General features: G+C 51.4%; 27 protein-coding genes and 1 riboswitch. Of the genes, 22 read left to right on the top strand and 5 right to left on the bottom strand.

Annotated features, from left to right (window positions below; translation table 11 throughout):
- The first annotated feature begins 165 nt into the window (after positions 1-165).
- Genes FPL14_RS07620 through FPL14_RS07605 form a run of 4 tightly spaced genes read left to right on the top strand, consistent with a single transcriptional unit; the run spans position 166 to position 4,929 of the window.
- Complete coding sequence (locus tag FPL14_RS07620) at positions 166-1,347, top strand: galactokinase (protein WP_182302424.1); 1,182 nt, start codon at positions 166-168, stop codon at positions 1,345-1,347.
- 3 nt (positions 1,348-1,350) lie between these two features.
- Positions 1,351-2,337: a UDP-glucose 4-epimerase GalE gene (gene galE, locus FPL14_RS07615; RefSeq protein WP_182302423.1), complete on the top strand. Its 987-nt coding sequence runs from the start codon at positions 1,351-1,353 to the stop codon at positions 2,335-2,337.
- A gap of 14 nt (positions 2,338-2,351) precedes the next feature.
- Positions 2,352-3,944, top strand: a complete 1,593-nt coding sequence (locus tag FPL14_RS07610) for a UDP-glucose--hexose-1-phosphate uridylyltransferase (RefSeq protein ID WP_182302422.1) — start codon at positions 2,352-2,354, stop codon at positions 3,942-3,944.
- A gap of 52 nt (positions 3,945-3,996) precedes the next feature.
- Positions 3,997-4,929: a hypothetical protein gene (locus FPL14_RS07605; protein ID WP_182302421.1), complete on the top strand. Its 933-nt coding sequence runs from the start codon at positions 3,997-3,999 to the stop codon at positions 4,927-4,929.
- Between the two features lie 46 nt (positions 4,930-4,975).
- Here FPL14_RS07605 and FPL14_RS07600 read toward each other — a convergent pair whose 3' ends face one another.
- Together FPL14_RS07600 and FPL14_RS07595 are read right to left on the bottom strand one after the other, a co-directional pair.
- Positions 4,976-5,905, bottom strand: a complete 930-nt coding sequence (locus FPL14_RS07600) for a LysR family transcriptional regulator (RefSeq protein WP_182302420.1) — start codon at positions 5,903-5,905, stop codon at positions 4,976-4,978.
- A gap of 45 nt (positions 5,906-5,950) precedes the next feature.
- Positions 5,951-6,112, bottom strand: a complete 162-nt coding sequence (locus FPL14_RS07595; RefSeq protein ID WP_182302419.1) for a hypothetical protein — start codon at positions 6,110-6,112, stop codon at positions 5,951-5,953.
- 216 nt (positions 6,113-6,328) lie between these two features.
- Between FPL14_RS07595 and FPL14_RS07590 the strand changes: the two genes are divergently transcribed.
- The 9 genes from FPL14_RS07590 (at position 6,329) to FPL14_RS07550 (ending at position 18,115) form a co-directional block, all read left to right on the top strand.
- Positions 6,329-7,261, top strand: a complete 933-nt coding sequence (locus tag FPL14_RS07590) for an ArsR/SmtB family transcription factor (protein ID WP_182302418.1) — start codon at positions 6,329-6,331, stop codon at positions 7,259-7,261.
- A 202-nt stretch (positions 7,262-7,463) separates the two neighbouring features.
- Positions 7,464-8,804, top strand: a complete 1,341-nt coding sequence (locus FPL14_RS07585; RefSeq protein ID WP_182302417.1) for an ABC transporter substrate-binding protein — start codon at positions 7,464-7,466, stop codon at positions 8,802-8,804.
- A gap of 80 nt (positions 8,805-8,884) precedes the next feature.
- Positions 8,885-9,772, top strand: a complete 888-nt coding sequence (locus FPL14_RS07580; protein WP_229263829.1) for a carbohydrate ABC transporter permease — start codon at positions 8,885-8,887, stop codon at positions 9,770-9,772.
- 1 nt (position 9,773) lies between these two features.
- Positions 9,774-10,580 (top strand): carbohydrate ABC transporter permease, encoded by an 807-nt coding sequence (locus FPL14_RS07575; RefSeq protein ID WP_182302415.1) that lies wholly within the window; start codon positions 9,774-9,776, stop codon positions 10,578-10,580.
- 14 nt (positions 10,581-10,594) lie between these two features.
- Positions 10,595-11,290: an acyltransferase family protein gene (locus tag FPL14_RS07570; protein WP_182302414.1), complete on the top strand. Its 696-nt coding sequence runs from the start codon at positions 10,595-10,597 to the stop codon at positions 11,288-11,290.
- 80 nt (positions 11,291-11,370) lie between these two features.
- Positions 11,371-11,637, top strand: a complete 267-nt coding sequence (locus FPL14_RS07565) for a hypothetical protein (protein WP_182302413.1) — start codon at positions 11,371-11,373, stop codon at positions 11,635-11,637.
- Positions 11,638-11,679: 42 nt separating this feature from the next.
- Positions 11,680-13,455: a glycoside hydrolase family 2 protein gene (locus FPL14_RS07560; RefSeq protein WP_182302412.1), complete on the top strand. Its 1,776-nt coding sequence runs from the start codon at positions 11,680-11,682 to the stop codon at positions 13,453-13,455.
- Between the two features lie 86 nt (positions 13,456-13,541).
- On the top strand, positions 13,542-16,034 hold the full coding sequence (locus FPL14_RS07555) for a family 43 glycosylhydrolase (protein ID WP_182302411.1): 2,493 nt from the start codon (positions 13,542-13,544) through the stop codon (positions 16,032-16,034).
- Between the two features lie 56 nt (positions 16,035-16,090).
- Positions 16,091-18,115 (top strand): methyl-accepting chemotaxis protein, encoded by a 2,025-nt coding sequence (locus FPL14_RS07550; RefSeq protein ID WP_182302410.1) that lies wholly within the window; start codon positions 16,091-16,093, stop codon positions 18,113-18,115.
- Between the two features lie 92 nt (positions 18,116-18,207).
- Here the strand turns inward: FPL14_RS07550 and FPL14_RS07545 are convergent, their stop codons facing one another.
- Positions 18,208-18,429, bottom strand: coding sequence for a DUF1128 domain-containing protein (locus FPL14_RS07545; RefSeq protein ID WP_182302409.1), 222 nt, complete (start codon positions 18,427-18,429; stop codon positions 18,208-18,210).
- Positions 18,430-18,589: 160 nt separating this feature from the next.
- On the opposite strand from FPL14_RS07545, the gene yyaC reads away from it, so the two are divergent.
- From yyaC to FPL14_RS07505, 8 genes are all read left to right on the top strand, one after another.
- Positions 18,590-19,108, top strand: a complete 519-nt coding sequence (gene yyaC / locus FPL14_RS07540; RefSeq protein ID WP_182302408.1) for a spore protease YyaC — start codon at positions 18,590-18,592, stop codon at positions 19,106-19,108.
- A 21-nt stretch (positions 19,109-19,129) separates the two neighbouring features.
- Positions 19,130-19,936, top strand: a complete 807-nt coding sequence (locus FPL14_RS07535; protein ID WP_182302407.1) for an alpha/beta fold hydrolase — start codon at positions 19,130-19,132, stop codon at positions 19,934-19,936.
- Positions 19,929-20,588, top strand: coding sequence for a DUF6483 family protein (locus tag FPL14_RS07530; protein ID WP_182302406.1), 660 nt, complete (start codon positions 19,929-19,931; stop codon positions 20,586-20,588). The genes FPL14_RS07535 and FPL14_RS07530 overlap by 8 nt, the downstream gene beginning before the upstream one ends.
- Positions 20,588-21,757: a class I SAM-dependent methyltransferase gene (locus FPL14_RS07525; RefSeq protein ID WP_182302405.1), complete on the top strand. Its 1,170-nt coding sequence runs from the start codon at positions 20,588-20,590 to the stop codon at positions 21,755-21,757. Before FPL14_RS07530 ends, FPL14_RS07525 begins: the two co-directional genes overlap by 1 nt.
- A gap of 172 nt (positions 21,758-21,929) precedes the next feature.
- The gene (locus FPL14_RS07520) at positions 21,930-23,585 is read left to right on the top strand and encodes a histidine kinase N-terminal 7TM domain-containing diguanylate cyclase (protein ID WP_229263828.1); all 1,656 of its coding nucleotides are present in this window, start codon (positions 21,930-21,932) and stop codon (positions 23,583-23,585) included.
- 81 nt (positions 23,586-23,666) lie between these two features.
- Positions 23,667-23,754, top strand: a riboswitch (cyclic di-GMP riboswitch).
- A 95-nt stretch (positions 23,755-23,849) separates the two neighbouring features.
- Positions 23,850-24,221: a hypothetical protein gene (locus tag FPL14_RS07515; RefSeq protein ID WP_182302404.1), complete on the top strand. Its 372-nt coding sequence runs from the start codon at positions 23,850-23,852 to the stop codon at positions 24,219-24,221.
- Positions 24,182-24,565 (top strand): PilZ domain-containing protein, encoded by a 384-nt coding sequence (locus tag FPL14_RS07510; protein WP_182302403.1) that lies wholly within the window; start codon positions 24,182-24,184, stop codon positions 24,563-24,565. Before FPL14_RS07515 ends, FPL14_RS07510 begins: the two co-directional genes overlap by 40 nt.
- 178 nt (positions 24,566-24,743) lie before the next feature.
- Positions 24,744-25,106 carry a hypothetical protein gene (locus FPL14_RS07505; protein WP_182302402.1) on the top strand — a complete coding sequence of 121 codons (363 nt, stop codon included), beginning with the start codon at positions 24,744-24,746 and terminating at the stop codon, positions 25,104-25,106.
- Positions 25,107-25,183: 77 nt separating this feature from the next.
- Here the strand turns inward: FPL14_RS07505 and FPL14_RS07500 are convergent, their stop codons facing one another.
- Positions 25,184-25,495, bottom strand: coding sequence for a dehydrogenase (locus FPL14_RS07500; RefSeq protein WP_182302401.1), 312 nt, complete (start codon positions 25,493-25,495; stop codon positions 25,184-25,186).
- 60 nt (positions 25,496-25,555) lie between these two features.
- On the bottom strand, positions 25,556-26,008 hold the full coding sequence (locus FPL14_RS07495) for a cupredoxin domain-containing protein (RefSeq protein ID WP_182302400.1): 453 nt from the start codon (positions 26,006-26,008) through the stop codon (positions 25,556-25,558).
- 171 nt (positions 26,009-26,179) lie between these two features.
- Between FPL14_RS07495 and FPL14_RS07490 the strand changes: the two genes are divergently transcribed.
- A complete protein-coding gene (locus FPL14_RS07490) occupies positions 26,180-26,788 on the top strand; it encodes an undecaprenyl phosphate transporter UptA (RefSeq protein WP_182303898.1) in 609 nt (202 codons plus the stop codon).
- The last annotated feature ends 31 nt before the right edge of the window (positions 26,789-26,819 follow it).

Below are 26,819 nucleotides of genomic sequence, written 5' to 3'. Positions count from 1 at the left end.
CATCATAATGCGAATTACCCTCATCATAACATGAAACCGAAACGCGAACTCTTCCGAAAGTCACATTTCTCCATATAGAAAGCATATCACGCCATTTCGTGCGCGCTGGAAATTTCGTTATAATATAACCAAACAACGAATTCCCAAGGAGAGTCGATATTCCAGATGGCACAGCTAACAGAGTTGAAACAGAAGTTCGTACAGCATTTCGGCGGCAACGAGGCCGACATCTCGGCATTCCAAGCGCCTGGCAGAGTCAATCTGATTGGCGAGCATACGGATTATAACGGAGGTTCGGTATTTCCCGCGGCGTTAACGTTCGGGACGACGTTGCTCATCGCTCCAAGGGAAGATCGTAAGCTCGGTTTTGCTTCGACGAATTTTCCTTTGACCAAAGAAATTTCGCTGGATAACATCGCGTTCTCCGAAGAGGACGATTGGGCGAATTACCCGAAAGGGATCGTCTGGGAATTGAAACATAGAGGGATCGACCTGAGCCGAGGATATAACTTCTTGTTCCATGGCGAAATTCCTAACGGGTCCGGCCTATCCTCATCGGCTTCCATCGAAGTCGTAACGGCGTACGCCTTGCTCGCGTTGGAAGGCAAGCCTACCGATACGGTTGAGATCGCGGTGTGGTCCCAGCATGCGGAGAACGAATTCGTCGGCGTCAAATGCGGAATCATGGATCAGTTCGCGGTGGCGAACGGCCGTAAGGAGCATGCGATTTTACTAGATTGCGATACTTTGAAATACGAGCTCGTGCCGTTCCGTTCCGGCGATTATAAGCTTGTCATCGGCAATACGAACAAGCGGCGCGGTCTGGTAGACTCCAAATACAACGAAAGACGTTCCCAGTGCGAGCAAGCGGTTAAAGATTTGCGCCAGGCTTTTCCGGAGCTCACTTTGCTGGGCCAATTAACGCTGGAGCAATATCAAGCGAACGAGCATCTCATCCAAGATGAGACCGTACGCCGCCGCGCTAGGCACGTTATCGAAGAAATCCACCGCGTATCCAGCTCTATGGAAGTGTTGAAGAACAACGATCTGGCGGCATTCGGCCAATTAATGAACGGTTCGCACGATTCTTTGCGCGATCTATACGAAGTGACCGGTATCGAGCTCGATACGATGGTAGATGCGGCACGATCCGTACCGGGAGTGCTCGGCTCGCGCATGACGGGCGCCGGTTTCGGCGGATGCACGGTTTCTCTAGTACACCAAGATTCGGTAGAACGGTTCATTAGCGAGGTAGGAAGCAAATACGAAGCGGCGACGGGGCTGAAGCCGGCGTTCTATGTGTGCGACATCGGCGACGGCGTTCGCGAAATCAAAGGGGAGGCGTAACATATGGCAGTTCTCGTAACGGGCGGAGCGGGGTATATCGGTTCGCACGCGGTCGCGGCTTTATTGGAGAAAGGCGAGCAAGTCGTCATTATCGATAATTTGTATCAAGGACACAGAGAGGCCGTGCTCGGCGGGAAATTTTACGAAGGCGACCTTCGCGACGCGGATTTTCTTGCTCGCGTATTTCAGGAAAACGACATTGACGGGGTTATTCACTTCGCGGCGAATTCGTTGGTCGGCGAAAGCATGAAGGATCCAGGCAAATATTATCATAATAACGTGTACGGAACGCTGTGCTTATTAGAGCAAATGCAGAAAGCCGGCGTATCCCGCATCGTCTTCTCATCGACGGCGGCTACTTACGGGGAACCGGAAAAAGTGCCTATCGACGAGTACGACCGTACCGTTCCGACGAACGCTTACGGCGAAACGAAGCTGGCCATGGAGAAGATGATCCGCTGGTTCGATGTCGCCCATGGCATCAAATTCGTATCCTTGCGCTATTTCAATGCCGCAGGCGCGCACATCTCGGGCAAAATCGGGGAAGCCCATAATCCGGAAACCCATATCGTTCCGCTTATTCTTCAAGTGGCGCTAGGGCAGCGCGAGCATATTTCCGTATTCGGGGACGATTATCCGACGGAGGACGGGACTTGCGTCCGCGATTATATCCATGTCAGCGACTTGGCGGACGCGCATATTCTGGCCTTGGAACGGCTTCGCAACGGAGCGGATAGCGCCATCTACAATCTGGGCAACGGCAGCGGCTATTCGGTTAAGCAAGTCATCGAAGTTTCGAGGCAGGTGACGGGCCACCCGATTCCGGCCAAGTTCGAACCGCGTCGCGGGGGAGATCCCGCGGTGCTCATCGCTTCTTCGGAGCGTGCCCGCAAGGAGCTTGGATGGACGCCGCGTTTCGGCAAGCTGGAGGACATCGTCTCCAGTTCGTGGGCATGGCATAAGGCTCATCCAAACGGCTACTCGAAGTAATGGGAGGTTAAGGCATGAAGGCAACGACATCAATCCCGTCCGCAACATCGGAACAAGCGCTCGCGCTCGCGATCGAGAAATTGGTCGCGTTCGCGCTGCATAACGGAATGATAGATTCATTGGATAGCGATGACGCGCGCAATGCGCTGCTTGATTTATTTTCGCTCAAGGAGCCTGCGGAAGAAGTCCTGACCGATCCGGACGGTCTTCCGGCAAGCCCGGTTTCTTTGCTGGATCCGCTGCTCGACGCGGCGGTCGAGAAAGGGCTTATCCCGGATGACACGTTAACGTACCGGGATTTATTCGACGCTCGGATCATGGGTTTGCTTCTGCCTAGACCGTCCGCGACGAATCGGCAGTTCCTAAGCCTGGCGGCTCAACAAAGCATTGTAGGCGCCACCGACTGGTTCTATAAGCTCAATATCGATTCCAACTATATTCGCATGGATCGAATCAAGAAGAACGGGTACTGGAAACATCGCACTCCGGACGGAGAATTGGAAATCACGGTTAATCTGTCCAAACCGGAGAAGGATCCTAAGGAGATCGCGCTGCTGAAGTCGCTGCCTCAATCGAACTATCCGAAATGTCTGCTCTGCAAAGAGAACGTCGGGTACGCCGGCCGTCCGGACCATCCCGCTCGCCAGAACCTGAGGGTATTGCCGGTCACGCTGCACAATGAGTCGTGGTTTTTCCAGTATTCTCCGTACGTCTACTACAACGAGCATAGCATCGTATTTTGCGGCGAGCACATCCCGATGAAAATATCGCCGGCTACGTTTAGCCGTTTGTTGGATTTCGTCGAGCAATTCCCGCATTATTTTATCGGTTCGAACGCGGATTTGCCTATCGTCGGGGGATCGATTCTTAATCATGACCATTTCCAGGCGGGACGCCACGTGTTCCCGATGGAGACGGCGCCGGTGCATGAATGGCTGAACTGTTCGCAAGAGCCGGAAGTCTCCCTCGGAATCGTGCAATGGCCGATGTCCGTGCTGCGTTTGCGTTCGAGCAATCGTCAGGCTCTCCTTAGCGTAGCCGCGAATGTGCTGGCGCAATGGCGAGGATACAGCGATCAGGCAGCGGACGTGCTGGCTTTCAGCGACATAGAAGGCGGACGGGTCGAGCACAACACGATTACGCCGATCGCCAGATTCAAGGACAACGGACAATACGAGTTGGATCTCGTGTTGCGCAACAACCGAACGAGCAAGGAGCATCCGGACGGGATATTCCACCCGCATCGGGAGCTGCATCATATTAAAAAGGAAAATATCGGACTGATCGAAGTGATGGGGTTGGCGGTATTGCCAGGCAGGCTGCAAGTCGAGCTTGGACAAATCGCGGACATTCTGACGGGGCGCGCTCCTTACGACGAAGCGGCGATCGCCGCGCCGGAGCATCCGTTGAACAAACACGCGGATTGGATTTGGACGCTCGTCGATCTGTACGGTACGGACGGTTCTGCCGATGCCGTGCGATTATTGCTTCAAGCGGACGTAGGAGACAAGTTCTATGCCGTGCTGCAGGACGCAGGGGTGTACAAAGGGACGGAAAGCGGCCGCGCGGCGTTCCGGCGCTTCCTTGAAGCCTCCGCTCTAGTCTGAACGCCTGGCAAGTTGTTCGATTCAATAGCCGAGAGGGGAAAGAAGATTAATTATGTCTACGATTGCGATCGAAGAAATTCAGCATGACAAATGGGGCCGTTGCGTCTCCGCACGCAATGGCAGCGTCGAACTGCTAGCTACGCTCGATTACGGCCCGAGAATCATTCATCTTTCCTCGCAAGGCGGAGCCAATCTGTTTTTCGAGGACGTTAATGGCGAGATCCAGCAGGGCGGAGAAGCTTTCTCGCCGGTTGGCGGCGGCAGTTGGAACATCTACGGAGGGCATCGTCTGTGGACAAGCCCCGAGCGGATACCGCGCACGACTTACCCCGATAACGAACCGGTCGAATGGGAACGAGTCGGCAACGATACGATCGTATTGCGTCCTCCCGCGGAACGTTGGAATCAAATCAAGAAGGAAATCGAGCTTCGCTTGGATGCTTCCGGCGGAAGCGTCACAGTCGTGCACCGCGTCACCAATGAAGGCGCTTGGCCGATTACCTTCGCTCCATGGGCTTTATCGGTAATGGGCGCGGGGGGGCGTGCCGTCGTTCCGATGACCGGAACGGATAACGGATTGCTGCCGAACCGCAGATTCGTTCTGTGGCCTTATAACCGTCTCAACGACTCCCGTATCAAATTCACGGAATCGGAATTGATCGTCGATCAAGGAACCGGACCGACGCCTTATAAGTTCGGAAGCGACAACGAAGCCGGATGGGCGGCATACAGCAATCATGGAGATACGTTCATCAAGAGCTACGAGCCCGTCGCCGGCGGAACTTATCCCGACTTCGGAGTATCGTTCGAATTGTACACGAACAGCTTGATGTTAGAATTGGAAACGCTTGGCGAGCTGCAAGAAGTAGAATCCGGCGCAACCGTCGTACATGCGGAAAAGTGGCAAGTCGTGAAGGGTTTGGATTTGAGGGCAAAGGGATTGGATGACGCGGTGTCATCGTTGCGGCCCTACGTCAAGAAATAACGAATAGCAAGAACAAGAAACCCGCCCGCGAAAATCGCGAGGCGGGTTATTTACCGATTCGCGACGTTTGCCTGTCGCTCGAATCGGTCGGCTGGCCCATTTCATCCGTCTCGGCTAGCAGTTCGATCAGGTGCCGGATTGCGGGATTGAGCCACTTTTTCTTATGGTGAACGATTTGCGTATAGAAAGTAATGTCCGGGTGCGCGAAAGGCAGAGCGACAAGCCGCTGTTCCGCCAGCTCGCGGGTAACGGCGATGCGGGGGACGAGAGCGATTCCGAGGCCATAGCTTACGCATTGCTTAATGGCTTCCAAGCTGCCGAATTCATGATGAATATGGTAGGTGACCCCGTGTGTTCCTAGCAGCCGTTCAAAAGCGGCTCGATACGTGCACCCTTGCTCCGTCGTAATGAGGAATTGTCCGTCCAGCTGCGAGACGTCCACGCGGTCTGCCGAACAGAGCGGATGCTCCGGCTTGGCGACCAATACCAAAGGCTCCTCGCGGATGATAATCGATTCGATGTCGTTGTCCGTAATGGGCAAGTCCATCACGATGCCGAGGTCCAACTGGCCGTTCCTGACGGATTGGAGAATGGCCGATTCGACCAGCGGATTCGCCTGCAGGTTGATGTCGGGGAAGCTTTGCAGGAAACGGTGGAATAACGGAGGCAGATAGAAGGCCATAAGCGATTCGATCGTTCCGATTTCCAAGCTGCCTTTTGCCTGTCTGGCGACCAGTCTCTTGGAATCGTCGTAAATTTTCAAAATCTGTTCAAAGGAGTCTTGCAATTGTTCTCCTGCCGAAGTCAGCCGAATCGTCCGCCCGTATCGCTCGAACAGGACGACTCCGTATTCGTTCTCGAGCTTCTGGATTTGAGCGGTGACGCTTGATTGCACGTACCCCAGGTTTTCCGCCGCTTTCGTGAAGCTTTGGCAGCGTGCGACTTCCAGGAAAGATCTCATGTAAATTAAATCCACGCCGTACCACCGCCCCTTAGCGAACCGAGAACCGGTTTCTGTTGTTTAGGCAAATCTGGCGAGCAGCAGGGCCAATATCCTCCACGAGCCGTCTTTGACGACGACCTTTTTCGCATCGAGGCCATTCATCCGCGCTTCGATTTGCATTTCGCGTATCCGTTGATCGCTTTCCCATATTTTAAGGGCAGTATACTCTTGAATCAACATCTATTTCGCCTCCCGGTTTGATTTGTTTAACATCATATCAGGGGGGAGAGAGAACGAGTTAGCGAGCCTTTTTCATAGGGTTCATCATTTTTATCGATGGAAACGCAACCATGATTTGTTATCGTATAATTGTTTTAATACAGAATTATTGAAAATATTACTCATTCAATGTATGATCACTGTAATAATGAAATGACTTGGAAGGAAGTGACCCTCTTGCTTGAGTTGAATATTAATGAGCCAGATAAATTGATCGCGGTTACGCATGCTTTATCTACGCGGGCAAGAATCGATATGCTTCGATTATTGAATACTCGCAGCATGAACATCGTAGAAATAGCGGAAGCGTTAAGCCTCCCGGTATCCACGGTCGCATCGAACGTGAAGGTGTTGGAGGGGGCCAAACTGATTACGACCGAATTATTGCCTGCCGTAAGGGGAGCGATGAAAGTATGCAGCAGGAGCTTCGACGATATCCATATCGTGCTTAATAACGCTTTTCAATCCACTAACGCGGAAGAAGCTCTTATCTACGAGTTGGAAATGCCGATCGGGCATTATAGCGATTGCGAAGTGTTGCCGACTTGCGGAATGGCTAGTCAGGAAAGCATGATCATATTGGAAGACGAGCCAGCAAGCTTCTATCATCCAAAGCACGTCGGGGCACAGATTATTTGGTTCCGAAAAGGGTATCTTGAATATTTGTTTCCACTGGAGCTTCCCCAAAACGCGAAAATACAACAATTGGAGTTTTCGATGGAAATGTGCTCGGAAGCGCCCAATTACGATAACGATTGGCCGTCGGATATAACGTTATGGGTGAATGGAGTCGATATCGGCACATGGACGAGCCCCGGCGACTTCGGCGGACGCCGAGGAAAACGGAATCCTTCGTGGTGGCCGGATATGGCTACGCAATACGGGCTCTTGAAAAACTGGAAGATCGATAACGAGCGTACCACGTTGGATATGCAAAAAGTGTCGGAGGTAACGGTAGACCGTCTAGGTCTGCTTCAAAAACCGAATCTAAGGCTTCGCATCGGGGTGAAGCAGGATGCCGTTCATAAGGGCGGGGTTAATCTGTTCGGTCGGCATTTCGGCGATTACGAGCAGGAGATCGTCATGAAAATTCATTATTCGCTAAATTAGAATAGAGTTATCGTTTAAATATTACAACAAATCAGTAACAATAGAGGTCATTTACCGCATTAAATACAAAAAAACAGAATGAAAGCGCTTGACATAGCGCTTTAAACCCGATATTATGAGTTCAAAGGTACAGAAAAATTGTAATAAAACAAAAATAATGTTTTGTACCTTATTAGCCTTGTATACGAAGGGGAGGAACTACATGAAAAAGTCATTCGGTTTAATGCTGGCAATGGTATTGGCATTCTCGATGCTGCTAAGCGCATGCGGAGGGAACGACAAAGGAAACAACGATGCTTCTGCGTCTCCCGCCGCTTCGGAAGGAAGCTCCACGGCTCCGTCCGCAGATCCGGGAAACGGCGAGAAAGTGAACTTATCCTTCTGGACATTGTTTGACGGCGGGGACGGCGCGAACATGCAAGCGCTTATCGACGAATTCAACAAAACGCACCCGAATATTCAAGTAAAGAATACGAAGCTCGTATGGGCCGAGTACTACACAAAGTTGATTACGGCCGTTGGCAACGGAAACGGGCCCGATATCGGGATTTCCCATACTTCGCGGTTGCCGGATTTGATCAACCAAGGCGTAGTCACCGAACTCGACGAAGTAGCTACCGCCGCCAACGTGGATTGGAGTTCTTACAACCAGAACCTTCTGAACGCGACCGTAGTCGACGGCAAGCATTATGCGGTACCTATCGACACCCATCCGTTCATTATGTACTACAACAAAAAATTGCTTAAAGACGCCGGTCTTCTTGGCGATGATGGCAAGCCGGTATTGGAGAACACGGGCGAAGGATTCGTTAAATTCCTTGCGACGCTTAAGGAAAAGCTTCCTGCCAAAACGACTCCGTTCGCGATGTCCCCTACAAACGACGATCCTTATCGTCTATGGTGGGCGCTGTACTCCCAACAAGGCGGTAACGACGTTATCGCGGACGATCTGACAACGGCTCAAATCGACGCGGATAAAGCAACCAAAGCGGCTGCCTATATCCAAGACTTGTTCACTAACGGATATATCAAGAAAAACGATCCCGATTTCTATAAAAACTTCCAAAGCGGAACCGCAGCGATCATGATGACGGGAGTATGGGCAACCGGAATCTGGGAGACAACCAAAGACCTTGATTTCGGCGCCATGCCGATTCCTAAAGTGTTTGATCAAGAAGCGACATGGGGCGACTCCCATACGATCGTCCTTCCTATGACGAAAGACGAAGATCCGGCGAAACGCCAAGCGGCGATTACATTCGCCAACTGGGTGGCGGACAACGGTCAAGTATGGGCTAAAGCGGGCCATATCCCTTCGAAGCCTTCCGTATTCGAGAAACAAGAATTCAAAGACCTTCCTTACCGCAGCGACTATGTATCCGTAGCCGACACGGTTAAGTTCAATAAGCCGTCCACGAAAAACTGGCAGATTCGCGATCTGGCGTTGTGGAAATTCCTGAACGAGGTTTGGGCCGGCAAAATGACTCCCGCTGACGCAATCGCGAAAATACAGCCGGAGGTTCAAAAAGTACTCGACGAATAGGCCTGTGCTCGTCTAGCAGATCCGACAAGCTTGCGGCAGCTGCCGCAAGCTTGTCGATCAACAGGGAAGAGGTGATGTGCTTGAAAATAGGCAAAATGCGAGCGGACCTGCTAGCGCTGCTGTTCCTGCTGCCGTTCCTGGCCGTTTATATTACTTTTACGGTTTGGCCCATGATTAAAGGCGTAGAGATGAGCATGTACAAATGGACGCTAATCAAAAAAATGAAATACGTCGGGTTTGACAACTACACACGCATGCTTAGCGACAACGATTTCTGGGCTTCTCTTTGGCATTCTACCATTTTCGTTATTTTAACAACGCCAACGATGGTTATTCTTGGCATTCTATTAGCCTTAATCGCCAATCGAAAATCCCGTCTGCAGAAATTTTACCGCAGCGTATTTTTCTTGCCTAGCGTATTGTCCGTTGCGGTTGCTTCTTTTCTCGGGCTATTCATATTCCAGCCCTATATGGGTTTCGCAAATTCATTCCTGCATTTGATCAAGCTGCTTCCGGGGGATACCGAGATTTTCTGGCTGACGGAGACGGCGCTCTCCTGGATTGCCATGACTCTTCTCACGCTATGGTGGACGGTGGGGTTTAATTTCATCCTGTATCTATCGGCCATGCAGGAGATCTCGGACGATATCTACGAAGCCGCGCGCTTGGACGGCGCGACGAGCTCCCAGACGTTCTGGCGCATTACGCTGCCCTTGCTAAACCCGATCACGAGAACGATCGTCATGTTGCAAATTATCGCTTCGTTCAAAGTTTTCGTGCAAATCTATCTGATCACCGGCGGGGGGCCGCTCGACAAAACAAGACCGGTCATCCAATACATTTACGAAGCCGGTTTCAAGAAGAACGATCTTGGCTACGCGGCGACAATGTCGTACATGCTATTCGTCATTTTGCTGGTCTTGTCGGGATTCCAATATTGGATGAACAATCGCAAGGAGGCCGCTTAAGATGAAATGGGTATATCGCTTGGTTTCGTTGCTGTTCGCGTTTATATTTATCATCCCCTTAATTTGGATGGCCGTAGTTTCTATTAAGGTAGAAGGAATGAGTATCGCCTCGCTGGTGGATTGGTTTACTCCTCCGTATTCCTTCGGAATGTATAAACAAGTCATCGAGGATACGCTATTGCTGAGCTGGATCGGAAACAGTTTTCTAATCGCCGCTTGCGTAACGGCGTTAACGGTTATTATTGCCGCCGTTGCCGCGTTCGCGATGTCGAAGATCCCGTTTCGCTACAAGGCATTCATGTTCCTGTTTATCTTATCCGGGCTTCTGATTCCGGGCGAAGCGGTTATTATTCCGCTCTATCAGGTCGTGAAAGACCTTGGAATGCTGAATTCTTACGAGGCGTTGATCGTTCCCGTACTCGCCTCGCCGGTTGCCGTTATCGTACTGAAAAGCTTCTTCGACGGAGTTCCGAACGATTTGCTGGAAAGCGTTCAGATCGACGGCGGCGGCGAATGGCGCATCTTCTATAACATCATGCTCCCGCTGACTCGCCCGGCCATCGCTTCGATGGCGATCCTTACGTTTATCGCATCTTGGAACAACTATTTGTGGCCGTTCCTGGCGATCTCGGACGATACGATGTTCACGTTGCCGATCGGAATTCCTACTATTCTAAGGCAGCAGTCGGGCGACTACGTCATGCCGATGGCCGTCAACATGATCGCGTCGATTCCGATTTTCGCCCTGTTCCTCGTTTTCGAGCGCCAGATCGTCAAAGGGATCAGCATGTCGGGAATTAAAGGATAAGGAGCTTGTCTTAAGTGACGAAGAAGCGTGAAAGAGGAATCGATATTTTCAAAGGCTTGCTAGTGATAGGGATGGTCTACTGCCATACGCTTCAGTTTTTCAGCGATCCTCAAATCTATCCGAACGGTCAACGGTTCATTGATTTCATAAATTTAATCACGTTCTCGGGATTCGTCTTCAGCTTCGGTTACGTATCGCAACTCGCGTATTACGCGAAACCGTTCCGGCAAGCGGCGCCGAGGCTGCTGACGGCGGCATTAAAAACGTTGATGGCCTTTTACGTATCGGGTACGGCGTATCGGATATTCATCGACGAAAGAGCATTGGAATGGGCAACCTTAAAGCCGATCCTTCTGCTGAACGATATGCCGGGATGGTCGGAATTCCTGTCCTCCTTCACTTATTTGATGATGATAGGGCTCGCCCTTTTCGTTCCTTTACGCTGGTTGGCGGAGCGGAAGCGAATCGGGTTCGCCGTTGCGGGTCTGTTGCTCGCCGCGACGTATATCCCGTACGGTTCTATCCACCAGACCCAGTTAGCTCCGCTGTTGGGTACGCGCGATTTCGCATCGTTTCCCGTTCTTCAATATTTGCCCTACTATATCGTCGGAATGCTGTTCGCGAAACATCGAATAGGCTGGGACTGGCGAGCGTTGTCCGGGCGCTTATCGCGAGCGGCGCGTTCCTATGGAAGTGGCAAACCGCCGTAGGGGACGCGCTTCCGGAAAGATTCCCACCTTCCGTATGGTGGATAATCGGGCCTGCGTTAGTGTTATACGGATACTATTTGTTGTCTCGATGGATGGAACGGTTTCCTTCGCCTTTCTTTCCGCTCGAAGCGATGGGGCGGAACGTGCTCTGGTTCCTCGTCATGTCCAATGTTCTTATTTTTGCGGTAAAGAGCAACCAAAAATATTTGAGCGTTAGTCCTTTGGACGGTTTTGGGTTGGCGATCGGTTTTCTCTCGATCGTCGGGTTCGGCGTATGGATCGTGACCAAGTCTCCCCGTTCCCTGTCGGAGGATATAAAAAATACAAAAGCGCAGATAGAAACATAGACAAGCACAGAAATATAGAAACGCGCAGAGGAGCAGGAGAAAATGACTAAAGCATTGCGTAATGAATACCCTCGTCCGCAATTCGTGCGGGAACAATGGATGAATTTGAACGGGGAATGGGAATTCGACTATGATGACGGAGCGATCGGAGAACGGGATGCGTGGTACGAGAAGCATTCCTTCCCGAAAAAGATACGGGTGCCATTCTGTTACCAGAGCGAACTGAGCGGAATCGGCGATACCGACTTTCATGATGTCGTCTGGTATCGCAAATCGTTCGCGGTACCTTCCGATTTTGAAGGCAAGAGAGTGTTGCTGCACTTCGGAGCCGTCGATTACGATTCTAAAGTTTGGGTCAACGGCAAGCTGGTGGCGACTCACGAAGGCGGACATACGCCTTTTCATGCGGATATTACAGACGTGTTGCTCTCCGGCGATAATTCTATCGTAGTGAAAGCGGTAGATTACAGCAAGGACGTAACCCTTCCGCGCGGCAAGCAATACTGGGAAGAAAAATCGGCGGGCATCTTCTATACGCGTACAACGGGCATTTGGCAGAGCGTATGGCTTGAGCCCGTATCCGAAGTTCATCTGGAGCGCATTCGGTTAACGCCTAACATTGACCGCAACGAGATTACGGTTCAATCGTTCATCTCCGGGTTTTCGTCGGGGGCGAACGTTCAATTGCAGGCAACGATCGCCTTTGGCGGGGAATTCATTTCCCAGGATACTTATACGGTTACGCGCGATGGCGAAATTCGTTCGATAGCCATTCAAGACTTCAACGATCATCATTTGGGGCGTTGGTGGAGTCCTGAAAAGCCGAACTTGTACGATCTGCAATTGAAGCTGATCGTGAACGGCGAACAAACGGATTGCGTCGACTCCTACTTCGGAATGCGGAAAGTGTCCATCGTTGACGGTTCATTAATGCTCAACAATCGGCCTTACTACATGAAGCTGGTTCTGGATCAAGGCTATTTTCCGACGGGCTTGTTGACCGCTCCTAGCGACGACGATCTGCGCAAAGATATCGAGTATACGAAAGAAATGGGATTCAACGGTGCGCGCAAGCACCAGAAGATCGAGGATCCCCGGTATCTCTATTGGGCGGATAAGCTCGGTTTGCTCGTATGGGGGGAGATGGCGAACGCCTATCATTTTACGGAGTCCTACGCCGGCAAGATGACGCGCGAATGGCTGCAGGCGGTCGAACGCGACTATAATCACCCTTGCATCGTGGCGTGGGTACCGCTTAACGAGAGCTGGGGCGTGACGAATATTCTCGTCGATCCTCAACAGCAACAGCATGCGTTGGCGCTCTATCACATGACGAAGTCGATCGACAATACGCGTCCGGTTATCTCCAACGACGGTTGGGAACATATGAAGACGGATCTGGTCACGATCCATGATTACGAATGGCGCCGCGAAGTGCTGCAGGAGCGTTACGGCACGACGGAATCCGCGATTAACGCCCGTCCTGCTAATCGATGGATACTGGTTCCCGGCGTTGAATATGAAGATCAGCCGATCCTGATAACGGAATTCGGCGGCATCTCTTTCAAGAAGAGCGATTGGGAAGGTTGGGGCTACTCCGGCGCCGAAAGCGACGAGGATTTCCTGAAGAGGCTTGCGGACGTCGTGCATCCGATGATCGGATCCCCGGTGATCCAAGGCTTCTGCTATACGCAGTTAACGGACGTAGAGCAAGAAATAAACGGTTTGTTGACTTATGATCGCAAGCCGAAGGTGCCGTTGTCCGAGATTCGCCTAATCAACGAAGGAAAATGGCCGGTTTCCCTGCCGCGTCCCTGATTTTCGATAAAATACGAGACGAAATGGAGCCGGCGGCGGTGTCATTGTGACGCTTCCGCCGGCTTTGCCATTGGGATGGAGCGAATATGATGAATGGGAGAACTAGGAAATCCATTGGGGCGCTGTTGGCACTAATGATGATTTTAACCGGGTTGGCGGGCTGTACTCCAACGACGAAGGAAGAGAAATCCGACGTATTCTGGACCAATCCGATCAGCTTGCCGGACGAATGGGAGCAATACGGATTAGGGGATCCTTATGTCTTTTCCTTCAACGGTAGTTACTATTTGTACGTGAGTACCAGGGATACGGACGCCGGGATAAAAGTGTGGAGCTCTACCGATCTTGTCAAATGGGAATATAGAGGGGTATGTACGGACGATCCGGTTACGATGGCGGCTTATGCTCCGGAAGTAATTTATTGGAACGGCCTCTTCTACATGTATACTTCTCCGGCAGGAGCAGGCCATTACGTTCTGACTAGCGAAAGCCCGACAGGCCCTTTCGAATTGGCGACCGGCAATATCGGCAAGTCGATCGACGGCTCCATCTTCGTCGATGACGATGGGCAATGGTATTTCTACCATGCGGGTCCTTACGGAATCGAAGCCGCGAAAATGAGCGACCCATTGACGTTCGAGGAGAGTATGCCTACCGAGGCATTCATGGGCGGATGGACGGAAGGACCGGCAGTATGGAAGCGAAACGGCCATTACTACATGACTCTTACGGGCAATCATGTGTTTAGCAATGCTTACCGGGTGGATGCCGCTATGAGTTCATCTCCGTTAACCGGATTCAAAGGCGCATCCGGCAATCCCGCGCTTATACGGACGGAAGGGAAAACCGTCGGATTAGGCCATAACAGCGTAGTGAGGGGACCCGATCTGGATACGCAGTACATGATCTATCATAACCTGGAGGGACCGGGCATCGTCGGTCCGCTTCGGCACATGAACATGGATGCCATCGTGTGGAACGGAGATCGGATGTCGGTTCTAGGGCCGACGTCCGATTCGCAGCCGGCTCCGGCGCTGCCGGATTTCTCGGATAGATTCGACCGCGAGAAGCTCGGTTCCAATTGGGATAAGTCCAAGTCAGGGAAATGGGAGATCGATCCGAAGGAAGGGCTTCGACTGACGGCCGCATCGGGCGAACGTGCCATTGCCGTCTCGAAAGAGGAGACGAAAAAGGATTATACGGCGGAATATCACATTAAGATGGACTCCTTAGGCGAGGAGCAAGCAAAGGTTGGAGCTGTTTTTTCTTATAAGAATGAAGACAACTACGGTCTTGCTACGCTAAATAAGAAAACGAATGTGCTGGAAACCCGGCTTATCGTGGATGGGGTCGCGGGGGAGTCGCAAGTTGCCGAACTCCCCGCGGGTTACGACTTAACCAAGTGGCACCTGCTTCGCGTAGAGAAGGCTGGAAGCACGTTCGCTCTTTACGTCGACGGAATGCAGAAGCAAAAGTTCGAGTCTTCGCTGGGCGGCGGGAAAATCGGTTATGCGAGCGAAGGTACGGATGCTTCCTTCGGTTATATCGCTTACAGCAATAAAGTAAATGGGAGCGGAGCATGGGATATTTACAAGCCGATGCCCGGAACCGTTCAAGGCGTCCATTATGAGAGCGGCGCGGATGGAGAGGCTTTCCGCGACAAGGAGTCTCTCTACAGGTCCGGGGGCGTCGAGATCAGAGAGGATGGCGAAGGCGGTTATGCCATCACGAACATGGAAGCCGGCGAATGGGTGGATTATCGGGTCAACGTATCCGAGGCTTCCGAAACCGGTACCTACGATATTCACTTCCGCGTGGCCGGTAAAAGCGGGACTAAATTTCGCTTAAGGAACGGCGAGACGGATATGACGGGCGAGATTGAAATTCCGGCAGACGTAAAAGCAAACGAATGGATTAACCTCATGAAGGAATCGGTCAAGGCGGAAGCCGGAACGAGCGCTTGGAGATTGGAAGTCATTGCGGGCAAATTGGAATTGTCGTCCTTTACTTTATCTCCGCATGAGGACGTGGTCTCCGCTTCCGATGATTTCGAAGACGGCAACGACTTCGGATGGACGCGTTATGAAGGGATGTGGGGAGTAAGCAAAGGCGCGCTTAAAGCTTCTTCGGCGCAAGCCGCCAAGTCGGTTTTCGGGCAGCATAGGTGGACGGATTATACCGCGGAAGCGGATATCGTGCTTAAAGACGGAAAGGGGAATGCGGGAATCTTGGTTCGCGTCAATAATCCGGCGAACGGGATGGAGCGGAATCAGAACCGCGAAGACTTCGTGCAAGGTTATTATGCATATCTCGATTCCGAAGGGGTTCATCTGGCTAAGCACAACTACGACACATTGAACCTTAAGTATGTCGCCATCAAGCGTCCGGCAGGGATTGCGGAGCGCCTGAAGGTAAGGGTCCGCGGGGCGGTCATAGAAGTTTATTTGGGTTCCGGCACCGAGCCGGTTATCGTGTATGAAGATAGGAGCGCATCCCCGTACATGCAAGGCGGAATGGGGCTTAAGTCAGTTGGAGAATCCGCTTATTTCGACAACGTAGCGGTTTCGCCGATCTCTTGATTCGGAGTGTAGAGTAAACCATATAAACAGGCAAGTTAAGGGGACGGGCGGTAGAATTGGCGAAAATATCGGTTAGGATCAAATCGGTCGGAATGAAGCTTTTTCTCATCATTTTCGTGAGCCTCTTGTTTTTTGTCGGGGTGACGGGGACCACCTCCTACGTGATTTCGAAAAACACGATAGAGAAGAAGGTATCCGATGCATCGCTCCAAACGATCGTTCAAACCGGACAGAAGCTGGATCTGTTCTTCGCGAGGCTTGCGGACCTTTCCGCGCAGTTGGATAACGATCTGCGCATCAGGGATTCCCTGCAACTCTATTATGAATCGGAAAAGGGAGGGGAAGCAGCCGTTGAGGCTTCTTCTCGACTCCTTGACAGCGCATCTCCCTTTATCCACAATCAAATTTCCGCTTATGGGTTCTATGAGGAAGACGGAACGGAGATCGCATCCACGAATACGGCAATGATGTCTTCGGTTCCGGATTGGTTTGCCCGCATTGCCGAAGCGGACGGCGGAATAGCATGGTTGGAAACCTCCAAGTCCGGATATATCAATAAGGGCGGGAGCAGCGGTTTCGCTTTGGGACGCTTAATCAAAAGCGCGGCGGCCGGCTCGAAACCTACCGTATTGGTTCTGGAGTTCAGGACGGGGCCTTTAGAGGAATTAATGGGTAACGTGAATATGGGAGAAGGCGGGAACCGCTACATTCTGAACGAGGACGGCCGTTATATCTATAACGAGAATCCCGAGCTGCTCGGGGAAGCCTCTCCTCTCTCGAATCCTTCCGGGCAAGCCGGGCAGCAATATGACGACGTAGATGCCGGCAAGGGCGTTCGGGTCGTCATGCAGCAACTTACAAGCACGGGATGGTATTCCATTGGCACCGTGCCTTTGGAGGAACTGCATAAAGATGCCCGGAGAATCGCGCAAATCACGGTTTTAATGATCATTATCGCGGTTATTGCGGCTTCGGGGATCGGTTATCTGGTCATCCTGCTGATCGGGAAACCGCTGAATCAAGCGAGCCGCTTGATGAAAGAAGGAGCTCAAGGGAACTTGTCCGTTCGAATGAATATGAATCGGTCGGACGAGATTGGACAGCTCGCGACAAGCTTTAACGAAATGATCGGCAACATCGGCGATCTGGTAGGAAACGCGACGCTGTCGGCTAGAGAAGTGCTCGAGACATCGGAGAAATTGACGGAAGCTGCCAGATATACCGCCCAATCCGCAAAGGAGATTGCGACTGCAACCGAAGAAATAGCAGGAGGGGCGATGAACCTTGCGAACGGAGCGGAGAAAGGGAATGAGCTGACCGGCTCGATCGGACTCCAAGTAAGGAGAGTAATGGCCGCCAAAGAGGAGATAGGGACATCCGCTAGAGAGGTGCAATACGCCAGTAATCAAGGAATTCAATATATGGAGGAACTGATCGAGCGAACGAATTCGAATGAACGATTAACGCGTTCGATGACGGAGAAGATAGATATGCTTAAGGAAAGTACCCAATCTATCCGCCAAATCCTCGCTTTACTGAATAACGTGGCGAATCAGACGAATATCTTGTCCTTGAACGCGACCATTGAGGCGGCGCGCGCAGGGAGCGCGGGCAAAGGGTTTATGGTCGTTGCCGATGAAATACGTACGCTCGCGGACCAATCCAAGCAATCCATCCTGGTCGTGGGGCATATCACGGAGAAGATCCAGACGGAAATGGATGAAACCGTCGCGTTGTTATCCGCGGCGCTTCCGATTTTCAGCCAGCAGATCGTTGCGGTCAAGGAAGCCGACACGATCTTCGTACAAGTAAGGGAGCAGGTGGAAGGATTTACGGCGAACCTCGATGAAGTAGCCCATTCGATCAACGAGCTTGAAATCAACCAGGGCGAGCTCGCGGGAGCGATGGCGAATGTCAGCGCGGTTGCCCAGCAATCATCGGCTACTTCCGAAGAGGTAGCGTCCCTTAGCATGGAGCAAAAGAACGTGGGAGAGAAACTCGTTGCATTGGCGGAGAAATTGGATTCCTTATCCGCGGTGCTGCAGGAATCGTTAAGAAAATTTAAATGGAAAGAAAGATGAGCGGGTAAAAATAGATCGTGCACGAGGATGCGCAAAAAAACGGTTGAGCCGCAGAGTTAACATGCTGCTCAACCGTTTTTCCTTTATCCGGATTACGCTCGCAGTTTGCCAAGCTCGGATACTAACGCTTCGACTTCGCTAATGCTGAATCTTTCTTTGGAGTTCACCATATCGTAGATGTCCTTGAGATCCTCGTACTTGTCGACGGTGAAGCTGGACGCTTGCATGGCCGCTCCGGTTGCCATACGCAGCTTCGTCTTGATCGCCTCGATCATATATTCAACGTTTTGCTGTGAAGGTTGATTTAAGTCCATGGGTAACTTCCTCTCTTGCGTAAATGGGGATGCTGTTATTGTAACATAGGAGAACGGGTTCCGCTAAAAAACAATCGAAGAGCCGGAAAGTGGCATTCCTCGGGGCGGAGTGGTAACCTGAAGGAAACGCGCCGTTCGATGATCGACAGGGGATAAACGAATGATAGATTATGATAACCGGGCAACGGATCGAGTAGATGCCGCGGGGCTGAACGCCTTCATGAGCCGGATAGCCGCTGCGCATTCTTTGGAAGAGTTGACGTTTCTATGCATCGGAACGGATTGCTCTACGGGAGACAGCTTAGGTCCTTGGGTGGGCACGCTATTGGAAGAGCAGGGCTTCGCGAGAGTCATCGGGACGCTTAGAGATCCATGCGACGCGAACAAGCTTCCCCGGCTGATGCCCGCATTGGAGGAAAAGGGTACAATCGTAGCTATAGACGCCTGTCTGGGAAAACCCGATAGCGTAGGAGCATATCTGGTGAGGCAAGGGCCGTTGATACCGGCCCGATCGGTGAACGGAGGCCTAGGGGCTGTCGGCGCTTACAGCATAGCCGGCGTGGTGAATGCCATTAGCTTGAAGCCTTACTGGACGTTGCAGTCTACTTCTCTGTATCGCGTCATGGGAATGGCTCAAGAAATTTCGAAAGCGATTAGCATGCAATGGAATAAAGATTAAACCTAAGAGAGGATGTATGTCATGAAGAAGTCACAGCTGATTTCCGGAACTTCCATCGCTTACGTAGAAGAAGGTCAAGGCGAGCCGATCGTCGTCTTGCACGGATATTGCGGGAGCCATCGTTATTGGGATGAGGTTCGTCCGCTGTTAGCCGCGCATGGCAGGGTCATCGCTCCGGATTTGCGCGGGCACGGCGCTTCATCCGCGGGCGAAGGCGTATATTCGATGGAGCGGTTGGCCGAGGATCTGGCGGGTCTGCTCGACGAGCTTAACTTGCCGCAAGCGAACCTGTTCGGGCATTCCTTGGGAGGATACGTTGCGCTTGCTTTCGCGGAGAAGTATCCGGAACGAATCCTTACGTTAGGATTGGTGCACTCGACGTCTTTCCCGGACGCCGAGCAAGCGAAGGAGAATCGGCTGAAAGCGGTAGAAGCGATTCGAACGGGCGGAATTAACGCTTTCGTTGAAGGACTCGTGCCGAAGCTGTTCACGGCCGAGCACCGCGCTTCCCGGTCGGAGCAACTGAAGCGAGCGATAGAAATCGGATACGGAACGTCCGCGGAAGGCGCGATAGGCTGCGCGCTCGGCATGAGAGAAAGGCCGGAGCGAATCGATGTTCTGAAATCGCTGGAAGTTCCGATTCTGCTGCTTGCGGGAGAGCTGGATGAAGTCATACCGCCGGACAAAAGGTTTCCGGTAACGAGCGGCAACGTAACGGCACATACCCTTAAGGAAGTTGCCCACATGGGAATGATGGAGGAGCCTCAAGCTTTTGCGGAAGCGATCGTAAATTTTTTAAAGCGGAATCGGGGGACTGGGCGTGTTTGAACGGGATTACTTGGTCAGGTTGCTGACTCAAGCGGGACTAGTGCTTGGCAAAGCAATGGGATTAAAGGAGCTTAAGAAGCAGAAAGAAGCTCTTGAGCTCATAGATGAGTTTCTGGGCAAAGAGCTGCGCCTGCGCTCTCGTCTTGCCATGGGCTTGACGGATGAGGATCTGTTGTCCATGCTATCGGTCACGGGCAGTCCGAACGCGGAATCGGTGGCCGTAATAGCCGCGATGCTGCAACAAGAAGCGGAGTTGTTGTCCGATCTGGGCAGAACGGACGAAAGCGTGCCGAGATTCGCGAAGGCATTGCGACTAAATCTATATCTTGTACGGAATGATATGGAAATCGAGAACTGGGACGTTCGCGGGCGCATCGCGGAATTGTTGGAAGCCCTGTCTCCTTATGAGCTTGACGCGGAGACTAAGCGGGCTTTATGGACATGGTACGAATGGAGCGGGGAGTTCGCAGCTTCGGAGGATTTGCTATACGAGCTGCAAGAGGACGGAGCGGTTACCGCGGAAGAGGGCGATGCCTTCTACGCAAGGCTGTTATCTTGCGATGACCCGGCTCTGGAGGCCGGAGGAATATCCAGGGACGAGATGGAAGAAGGGCGCAGGCAATGGGGCGCTCTAACGAAGGAGAATGGGTAATGAACGGGAAGACGCAATCGGCGGAATGGCTGGCATTCTTGGACGGAATCGCGACGGAGGGAAAGCTCGTTCAAGCTTCCTTCAGCGCGCCTCGCCGCAAAGACGAGGAAACGGCCAAGAAGCTGACCGTACGTCCGATCAAGCTTAAGACAGGCGTATTCTATCAATTCGAACGTCAATTGGCGAACAAAGTTTTTCACGAGAACGTACCCGTCGAGCGGTTGAAGGAACAGCTGCAATCGACGATGGAGCAATATAAGCAAGCGTTATTCAAAACCGAGGATGCGGACGTGCAAATTCTGGCGAATAAGAAAGGAGAGCTGGCGCTCATCAGCCGCGGCAAGTCCGTGAAGAGAGCAGCCGTGCCGCAGGAGCATAATCGCAATAAAGCTTACGTGCTGCCGGAAGGGGAGCCGGTTCCTTTTTTGGTCTCGCTAGGGGTTATGACTGAGGAAGGCCGGGTCGTAAAGGCGAAGTACGATAAGTTCCGGCAAATTAACCGATTTCTCGAGATGGTATCCGACGTGATCTCCGATTTGCCTCGCGGCAAACCGCTGACGATCGTGGATTTCGGATGCGGCAAATCTTATTTGACCTTCGCGTTGTACCATCTGTTGGCTATTAAAGAGAAACTCCCGGTCCGTATCATCGGTCTGGATCTTAAGGAAGATGTCATAGAAACTTGCTCGAAGCTCGCCAAAGAGTTGAATTGGGACCAATTGACTTTCATGGTCGGCGATATTTCGGACTATGAAGGGCATTCCTCGGTAGATATGGTCGTGACTCTTCATGCCTGCGACACGGCAACGGATGCCGCGTTGATCAAAGCGATCGGCTGGGGGGCAAGCGTCATTTTATCGGTTCCGTGCTGCCAGCACGAGCTTTTCCGCCAACTATCGCAACCGACGCTGAAGCCGTTGCTTAAACACGGCATTCTGAAGGAACGTTTCTCCGCACTGGTAACGGATGCGATTCGGGCTAATCTGCTTGAAATCGCGGGATATCGCACGCAATTGCTGGAGTTCATTGACATGGAGCATACGCCCAAGAATATTCTTATTCGCGCAGTGAAGGGCGGCAAAACGGATATTGCCGAATTGGAGCGGGAATACGAGCGATTTAGGGATTTTTTGGGGGTTAACCCTTTTATGGAAAGAGAAATGAAGTGAATATGCCAAAGGTCACAAAAACCAAGTAAAAAAGTCCTTGAAATCACCTAAAAAAGCATAAAAATCCGACTATTGCGGGCATAATGGTTGTCGAAAAAATCGGCGATATGGTAAAATCAAACATGAACATCCATTATTTTAAATAAAGTCCTTTTGTGAAAAGGTGAATGTGTTGGATTTTCAATGGACTGATTTTACGTTGTTCATTATGCTTTTTATTCTATTTGTAAGCGTGATTGCGTTTAATAGAATTACCCAGACCCATAAAGTGTATTTGGCTTTTCATTTTGTTATGATGCTATGGCCGCTAGGTCAATTCGCCGTCAAATTGACGGATTTTACCGATGTTCAACTGTTTTTCATTAATATCTCTTTCGTAGCGATGGGAATGCTGGGACCGGGCTGGCTTCTCTTCGTTTTTTTCCTTACCGGACGAGCCGCGCATCTGAAGGTAAGCCGGATTCTTCTCTATATTTTCCCGGCCTCCCTTTGCGTAGTCGGAGCTCTTTGGAACCCGGAGAACTTGTTTATGTCGCCGGTAGGGGGCAATTATTTGGATCGTGATTACGGTCCCTTGTTCTGGTTGCTCGTGCTTATACAGTTTGCGTATTTCTTCACGGCTTTGATGAATATGTTCCACGCCCTCAAGACTGTCAAATCCTTGAATCAGAGCAAACAACTTGCAACCGCTTTAATCGGGATGTTCGTTCTGACCGGGTTCGGCCTTCTTGACGTTCTCGTCAACGTATTGCTGGCTCAATGGCTGCCCGTCATACCGGGATTGCTGGCGCTTGGAATTTTACTGTCCGACTTATGCTTCGTCATTGCGATATACCGTTTCGGAATCTTCGATATCTTAAGCATGGCCCAGAGGGACATCTTCGAGCATATGACAACCGGAGTGATCGTAGTGGACGAGAACGGCAAAGTGCTTGAAGTGAACAAGGGCTCGTCGCCGTTCGTTCAATTGTCCAAGGGCGAATCTTTCGAAATGGAGAAGTTTCTAGCTCCTCTGCAGGCGCAGGGGGAAGTATACGAGTTTCTATATCGTTATAACCATCATCCCTACGAGAAAATGCAAATGGAATTTTCGTTGCAGGAAAACTCGGGGAAGCATGTATCCATTCAAATATCGCCGGTGCTCGATGACAGGAAGACGCTGCTTGGCCGTATTATCACTTTCCATGACGTGTCGGAGCTGCGTAAACTCGTCGTTGAAATGAACCGCAAGAACGAAGCTTTGCATGAGCGGAATTTGGAATTGATCACGATCCAGGAAGAGCTGTTCAGAGTTAACCAGAAGCTTGAGCAAATGGCCGTGACGGACGGGCTGACGGGCTGCTTTAATCGCAGGTATTTAATGCAGCAATTGGAGCACGAAGTGCTGCTCAACATGAGATATCAAATTCCGTTTGCGATTTTCCTGTTCGATATCGACCATTTCAAACAAATTAACGACAAATACGGTCATCTCGTGGGAGATGAAGTCATTCGCAGTACGGCCGATATTGTCCGTTCGAAGCTTAGACGAACCGATATATTGGCCAGATACGGCGGAGAAGAGTTTACGATTTATTTGCCGCATACGAATCGCGAGCAAGCCGAACTATTGGCTGAACGGATTATGCTGGCGGTCGGAGACAATTGGGTGGATACCGGGTCGGAAAAAGTACATGTTACGATAAGCATGGGCGTGTTATCGGAATCTAGCGAAGAGCTTAGATTCGAAGATCCGAAGGAGTATTTGCGAGAGGTATTCTCAAGCGCGGACTCGGCTTTGTATAAAGCGAAGAACGACGGTCGCAACCGTGTCGTCATGGCGCGATAACGAGGATTTTTTTGATCGGATCATAGAGAAATAGATGTCGCGTTAACTCGTAATATGGTACAATCTTACCAGTTGAAACGTTTTCGTTAAGGGCAAACTTGCTGAAAAGCAAGGACGCAAAGCCACAGGGTCTAATGTTCTCGCGAACGATGACAGCCTGGCTGCCGAAGGTTCCGCGAGGGCTATTCAGGCGAATCAGGCTGCTTCCAATGGGAGGCAGTCTGTTTTCTATCAATCAGGACGCTAGAAAGGTGGTTTGGCGGGATGACTCAAGCCGGGGACAATAAAGTCATGCTGTCCGAGTTGGACAAGGATTTGCTTCCGTTAAACGTGCTGCTCCATTGCCGGACCGTCGTGGAAGGCAAAAATTTCGTTACGACCGGCGTGATGACCCATGTGGAAGGGGAACTCTTCGAAGTAGAGCTTCCTGAATTCGATCAGTTCGAGCTAGGGGAAACCGTGAAGCTGACCGTATATTCGCCTGCCGGCATCCAATCCATGCCTTCGATCGTCTTTGCGAAATACGAAGCGCGATCGCATTGCTTCAACCGCCAGAGGTGCAGAAGCGTTTCAAAGAGAGACGCGAGCACCCGCGAGTGGAAATTAACGGAAATGCCCATATTTTTCATGTGTTAAGCGACTCGGGCGAAGAGCTTGCGTTAGATCAATCGGTTGCCCTCACGATTCATGATATTAGCATCGCGGGTATTAGCTTTTCCGGACAAGACGCTCCTCATTTGGTGACGAAATCTCGATTGAAGGCGAAAGTGGAGATCGGCTTCGACTTTAACTGCGAGTTGGAAATCGTCCGTCGGGAGAGACAAGAGGATCGCTTGCACTGGGGAGCCAAAATGCAAGTGCTTGAGCCGGAAATGCTCCGTCCGCTCAGAGCTCTGATCTTGCGACAACAGGTGGAGAAGCATGCTCAAACGCGGCGGGATTTAGGAAAAAAACGCTCCTTCGGCAGCGGTAACGGTTAACTCCGGACAATAACGATTACTCGGCAGGCCTTATACAGGCCTGTTTATTTGTTTACGCGGAGAATCGTTCGGACAAGCGCGGATTCGGGGGAAAATGGACGAGCGGATGGGGGGATGTCCGTGATGCGCGGCTCGTTTGCCACATACAATGAAGCAAAAGCGGCAAAGGAGTGATTTCATGGTTGTTCGACGTTCCAAACCGTTGCTGGGGGGTTCCCTTAAGTCCAGAGTAATTAAGCGCACTAAAGTCAATTCTCGTTCGTCCGGCACCGGAAGCAATCCGACCTTTTCCCGCCTGACCGTCGTTTGGGTGCAGAACAACGGCGTTCCTTTCGATACGACCGGATTTTTCGCGCGCCTGTCGCGCGGGAGCACTCTAGTATCTACGGCGCGCTTCGATCGATTCGGGGTCGTTCGGTTTAATAACATTCGCACTTTAACGAATGTTCCTTTCACGCTCCGATTGTTCAACAACAACGGGATTTTGTTCCGTACCCGTACGATTCCCGCGGGCGTGGAGGTTTTCGCGGTCATCGGATAATCGAGGGAGAAGCTGCCGGCAATAAAAAAACAAACGGTCGGGCAGCAAGTCTGTCCCAACCGTTTGTTTTTTTTTGTTTATCCTCCGAAGGCGTCGCGAAACGCTTGTTTCAGCCTCGCTTGATCCACGTTCCACAGCTCCGCGATTTCCCCGCTTATCTCCTCGTCCCACCAGTCGGCCAGAGCTTTGCGATTGCTCCGGTTTTCCGCGATCCACATCAAATTTCCGATGACGCGTTTCACGTACAACTCCTCTGCTTGTTTAACCAAGGGGGCGGGGATATGTTGTTTCAGTCTTTTAACCGTGCGATAAAGCTCGTTCCCGCATGCCCTGCGAATGCTTCTCGGAGTCGGAAGCGGGGAGGAATGCTTTTCTTGGAACATCTTCATCCGGATTCACCTTGCCTCTCTTCCCATACCCTATGCACGGGAGAAAGAGGAGGTCACTCGTCATTGTACGACCAGATAGCCGACCATGGGCCCGCCGGTTTTCGGATCGGCGTGGGTTTGGCAAAGGATGGTGTAGATTCCGGCATCCTTAGGAGTAAATCGTACGACTGTCGTTTTTCCTTTGTTGATTTCCCCGGAAATATTCAATCCCTCGATGACGAACGGATGGGATTGGCCGTTAATGCCGGAAATCCGCAATTCAACGGGTACGTCTTTTTTAACTACGACGGTTCCCGGATAGAAGAGATAGGTTTCCAGTTTCTTGCCGCTGTCCGACATAGCCGAGAATTCTCCCGTGGTCAGATGAAAGATTTGCGTGTTGTCGCTTACCGTAGGGGCAAGTACAGGCTTGGACTGCTGCCAACCGATATAAGCGCCGGCAAGGATGACGACAGCCGCGATTACCGCGTACAACTGAATCTTTTTTTTGTTAAGCACAACGATTTTACTCATTCCGCTCTCTCCTCTTCAACTTTGTCCACCTATGGCAGTGTATGCGTGGGCCCGTCCTCTCATGACAAGCCCGCAACGATTTCGCATGAGCTTCGTATAACTGGAACGAGGCCGCCGGGTTATGCTAGAATAGAGACGGTCATTAAGGGGAGAAAGCAGGTTTATGCCATGATGGATACGTTGCACGAATGGTTGGCCCAGATTCTGGTTTGGATTGAGAGTTTAGGCTACTGGGGCATTATTATCGGACTTGCGATTGAAGTGATTCCAAGCGAAATCGTGCTCGGCTACGCGGGTTATCTTGTGTTCCAAGACATTATCTCCTTTCCGGTCGCCGTCATTTGCGGAGTGATCGGGGCCATCCTTCAGCAATGGTTGCTCTATGCGATCGGCCGATATGGAGGCAGGCCGTTCCTGGATAAGTTCGGGAAGTACTTGCACTTGAAGTCGAAGCATATCGACATCGCGGAAAAGTGGTTTGACAAATACGGACCGATGATCGTATTCACGGGACGGTTCGTACCCGTCATGCGCCAGGTCGTGTCCATTCCGGCCGGGATGGCGCGAATGAGTCTGTGGCAGTTTACGTGGCTAACCGTACTGGCTTCCATTCCTTGGTCGATTTTGTTCGTATGGCTCGGATTTACCCTTGGCGAGAAGTGGGAAACGATCGATCAAGAGGCGTCCAAGTATGTCCAACCGGCGATTCTGATCGCCCTTGCCCTGTTAGTCGTATACTTCCTGTATCAATATTTGCGCAAAAGAGGCAAAAGCATCTAAAATATTAAACAGATTCGAACAAGTGAGGGGA

Source organism: Cohnella cholangitidis (assembly GCF_014107495.1).
Classification (GTDB): domain Bacteria; phylum Bacillota; class Bacilli; order Paenibacillales; family Paenibacillaceae; genus Cohnella; species Cohnella cholangitidis.
This window is presented reverse-complemented; position numbering and strand designations above follow the sequence as displayed.

Bases quoted from the DNA above. Each gene is read 5' to 3' on its own strand.
- FPL14_RS07620 (WP_182302424.1), top strand. From the start codon at position 166: ATGGCACAGCTAACAGAGTTGAAACAGAAGTTCGTACAGCATTTCGGC.
- galE (WP_182302423.1), top strand. From the start codon at position 1,351: ATGGCAGTTCTCGTAACGGGCGGAGCGGGGTATATCGGTTCGCACGCG.
- FPL14_RS07610 (WP_182302422.1), top strand. From the start codon at position 2,352: ATGAAGGCAACGACATCAATCCCGTCCGCAACATCGGAACAAGCGCTC.
- FPL14_RS07605 (WP_182302421.1), top strand. From the start codon at position 3,997: ATGTCTACGATTGCGATCGAAGAAATTCAGCATGACAAATGGGGCCGT.
- FPL14_RS07595 (WP_182302419.1), bottom strand. From the start codon at position 6,112: ATGTTGATTCAAGAGTATACTGCCCTTAAAATATGGGAAAGCGATCAA.
- FPL14_RS07585 (WP_182302417.1), top strand. From the start codon at position 7,464: ATGAAAAAGTCATTCGGTTTAATGCTGGCAATGGTATTGGCATTCTCG.
- FPL14_RS07575 (WP_182302415.1), top strand. From the start codon at position 9,774: ATGAAATGGGTATATCGCTTGGTTTCGTTGCTGTTCGCGTTTATATTT.
- FPL14_RS07560 (WP_182302412.1), top strand. From the start codon at position 11,680: ATGACTAAAGCATTGCGTAATGAATACCCTCGTCCGCAATTCGTGCGG.
- FPL14_RS07555 (WP_182302411.1), top strand. From the start codon at position 13,542: ATGATGAATGGGAGAACTAGGAAATCCATTGGGGCGCTGTTGGCACTA.
- FPL14_RS07545 (WP_182302409.1), bottom strand. From the start codon at position 18,429: ATGGACTTAAATCAACCTTCACAGCAAAACGTTGAATATATGATCGAG.
- yyaC (WP_182302408.1), top strand. From the start codon at position 18,590: ATGATAGATTATGATAACCGGGCAACGGATCGAGTAGATGCCGCGGGG.
- FPL14_RS07535 (WP_182302407.1), top strand. From the start codon at position 19,130: ATGAAGAAGTCACAGCTGATTTCCGGAACTTCCATCGCTTACGTAGAA.
- FPL14_RS07525 (WP_182302405.1), top strand. From the start codon at position 20,588: ATGAACGGGAAGACGCAATCGGCGGAATGGCTGGCATTCTTGGACGGA.
- FPL14_RS07515 (WP_182302404.1), top strand. From the start codon at position 23,850: ATGACTCAAGCCGGGGACAATAAAGTCATGCTGTCCGAGTTGGACAAG.
- FPL14_RS07505 (WP_182302402.1), top strand. From the start codon at position 24,744: ATGGTTGTTCGACGTTCCAAACCGTTGCTGGGGGGTTCCCTTAAGTCC.
- FPL14_RS07500 (WP_182302401.1), bottom strand. From the start codon at position 25,495: ATGAAGATGTTCCAAGAAAAGCATTCCTCCCCGCTTCCGACTCCGAGA.
- FPL14_RS07495 (WP_182302400.1), bottom strand. From the start codon at position 26,008: ATGAGTAAAATCGTTGTGCTTAACAAAAAAAAGATTCAGTTGTACGCG.
- FPL14_RS07490 (WP_182303898.1), top strand. From the start codon at position 26,180: ATGGATACGTTGCACGAATGGTTGGCCCAGATTCTGGTTTGGATTGAG.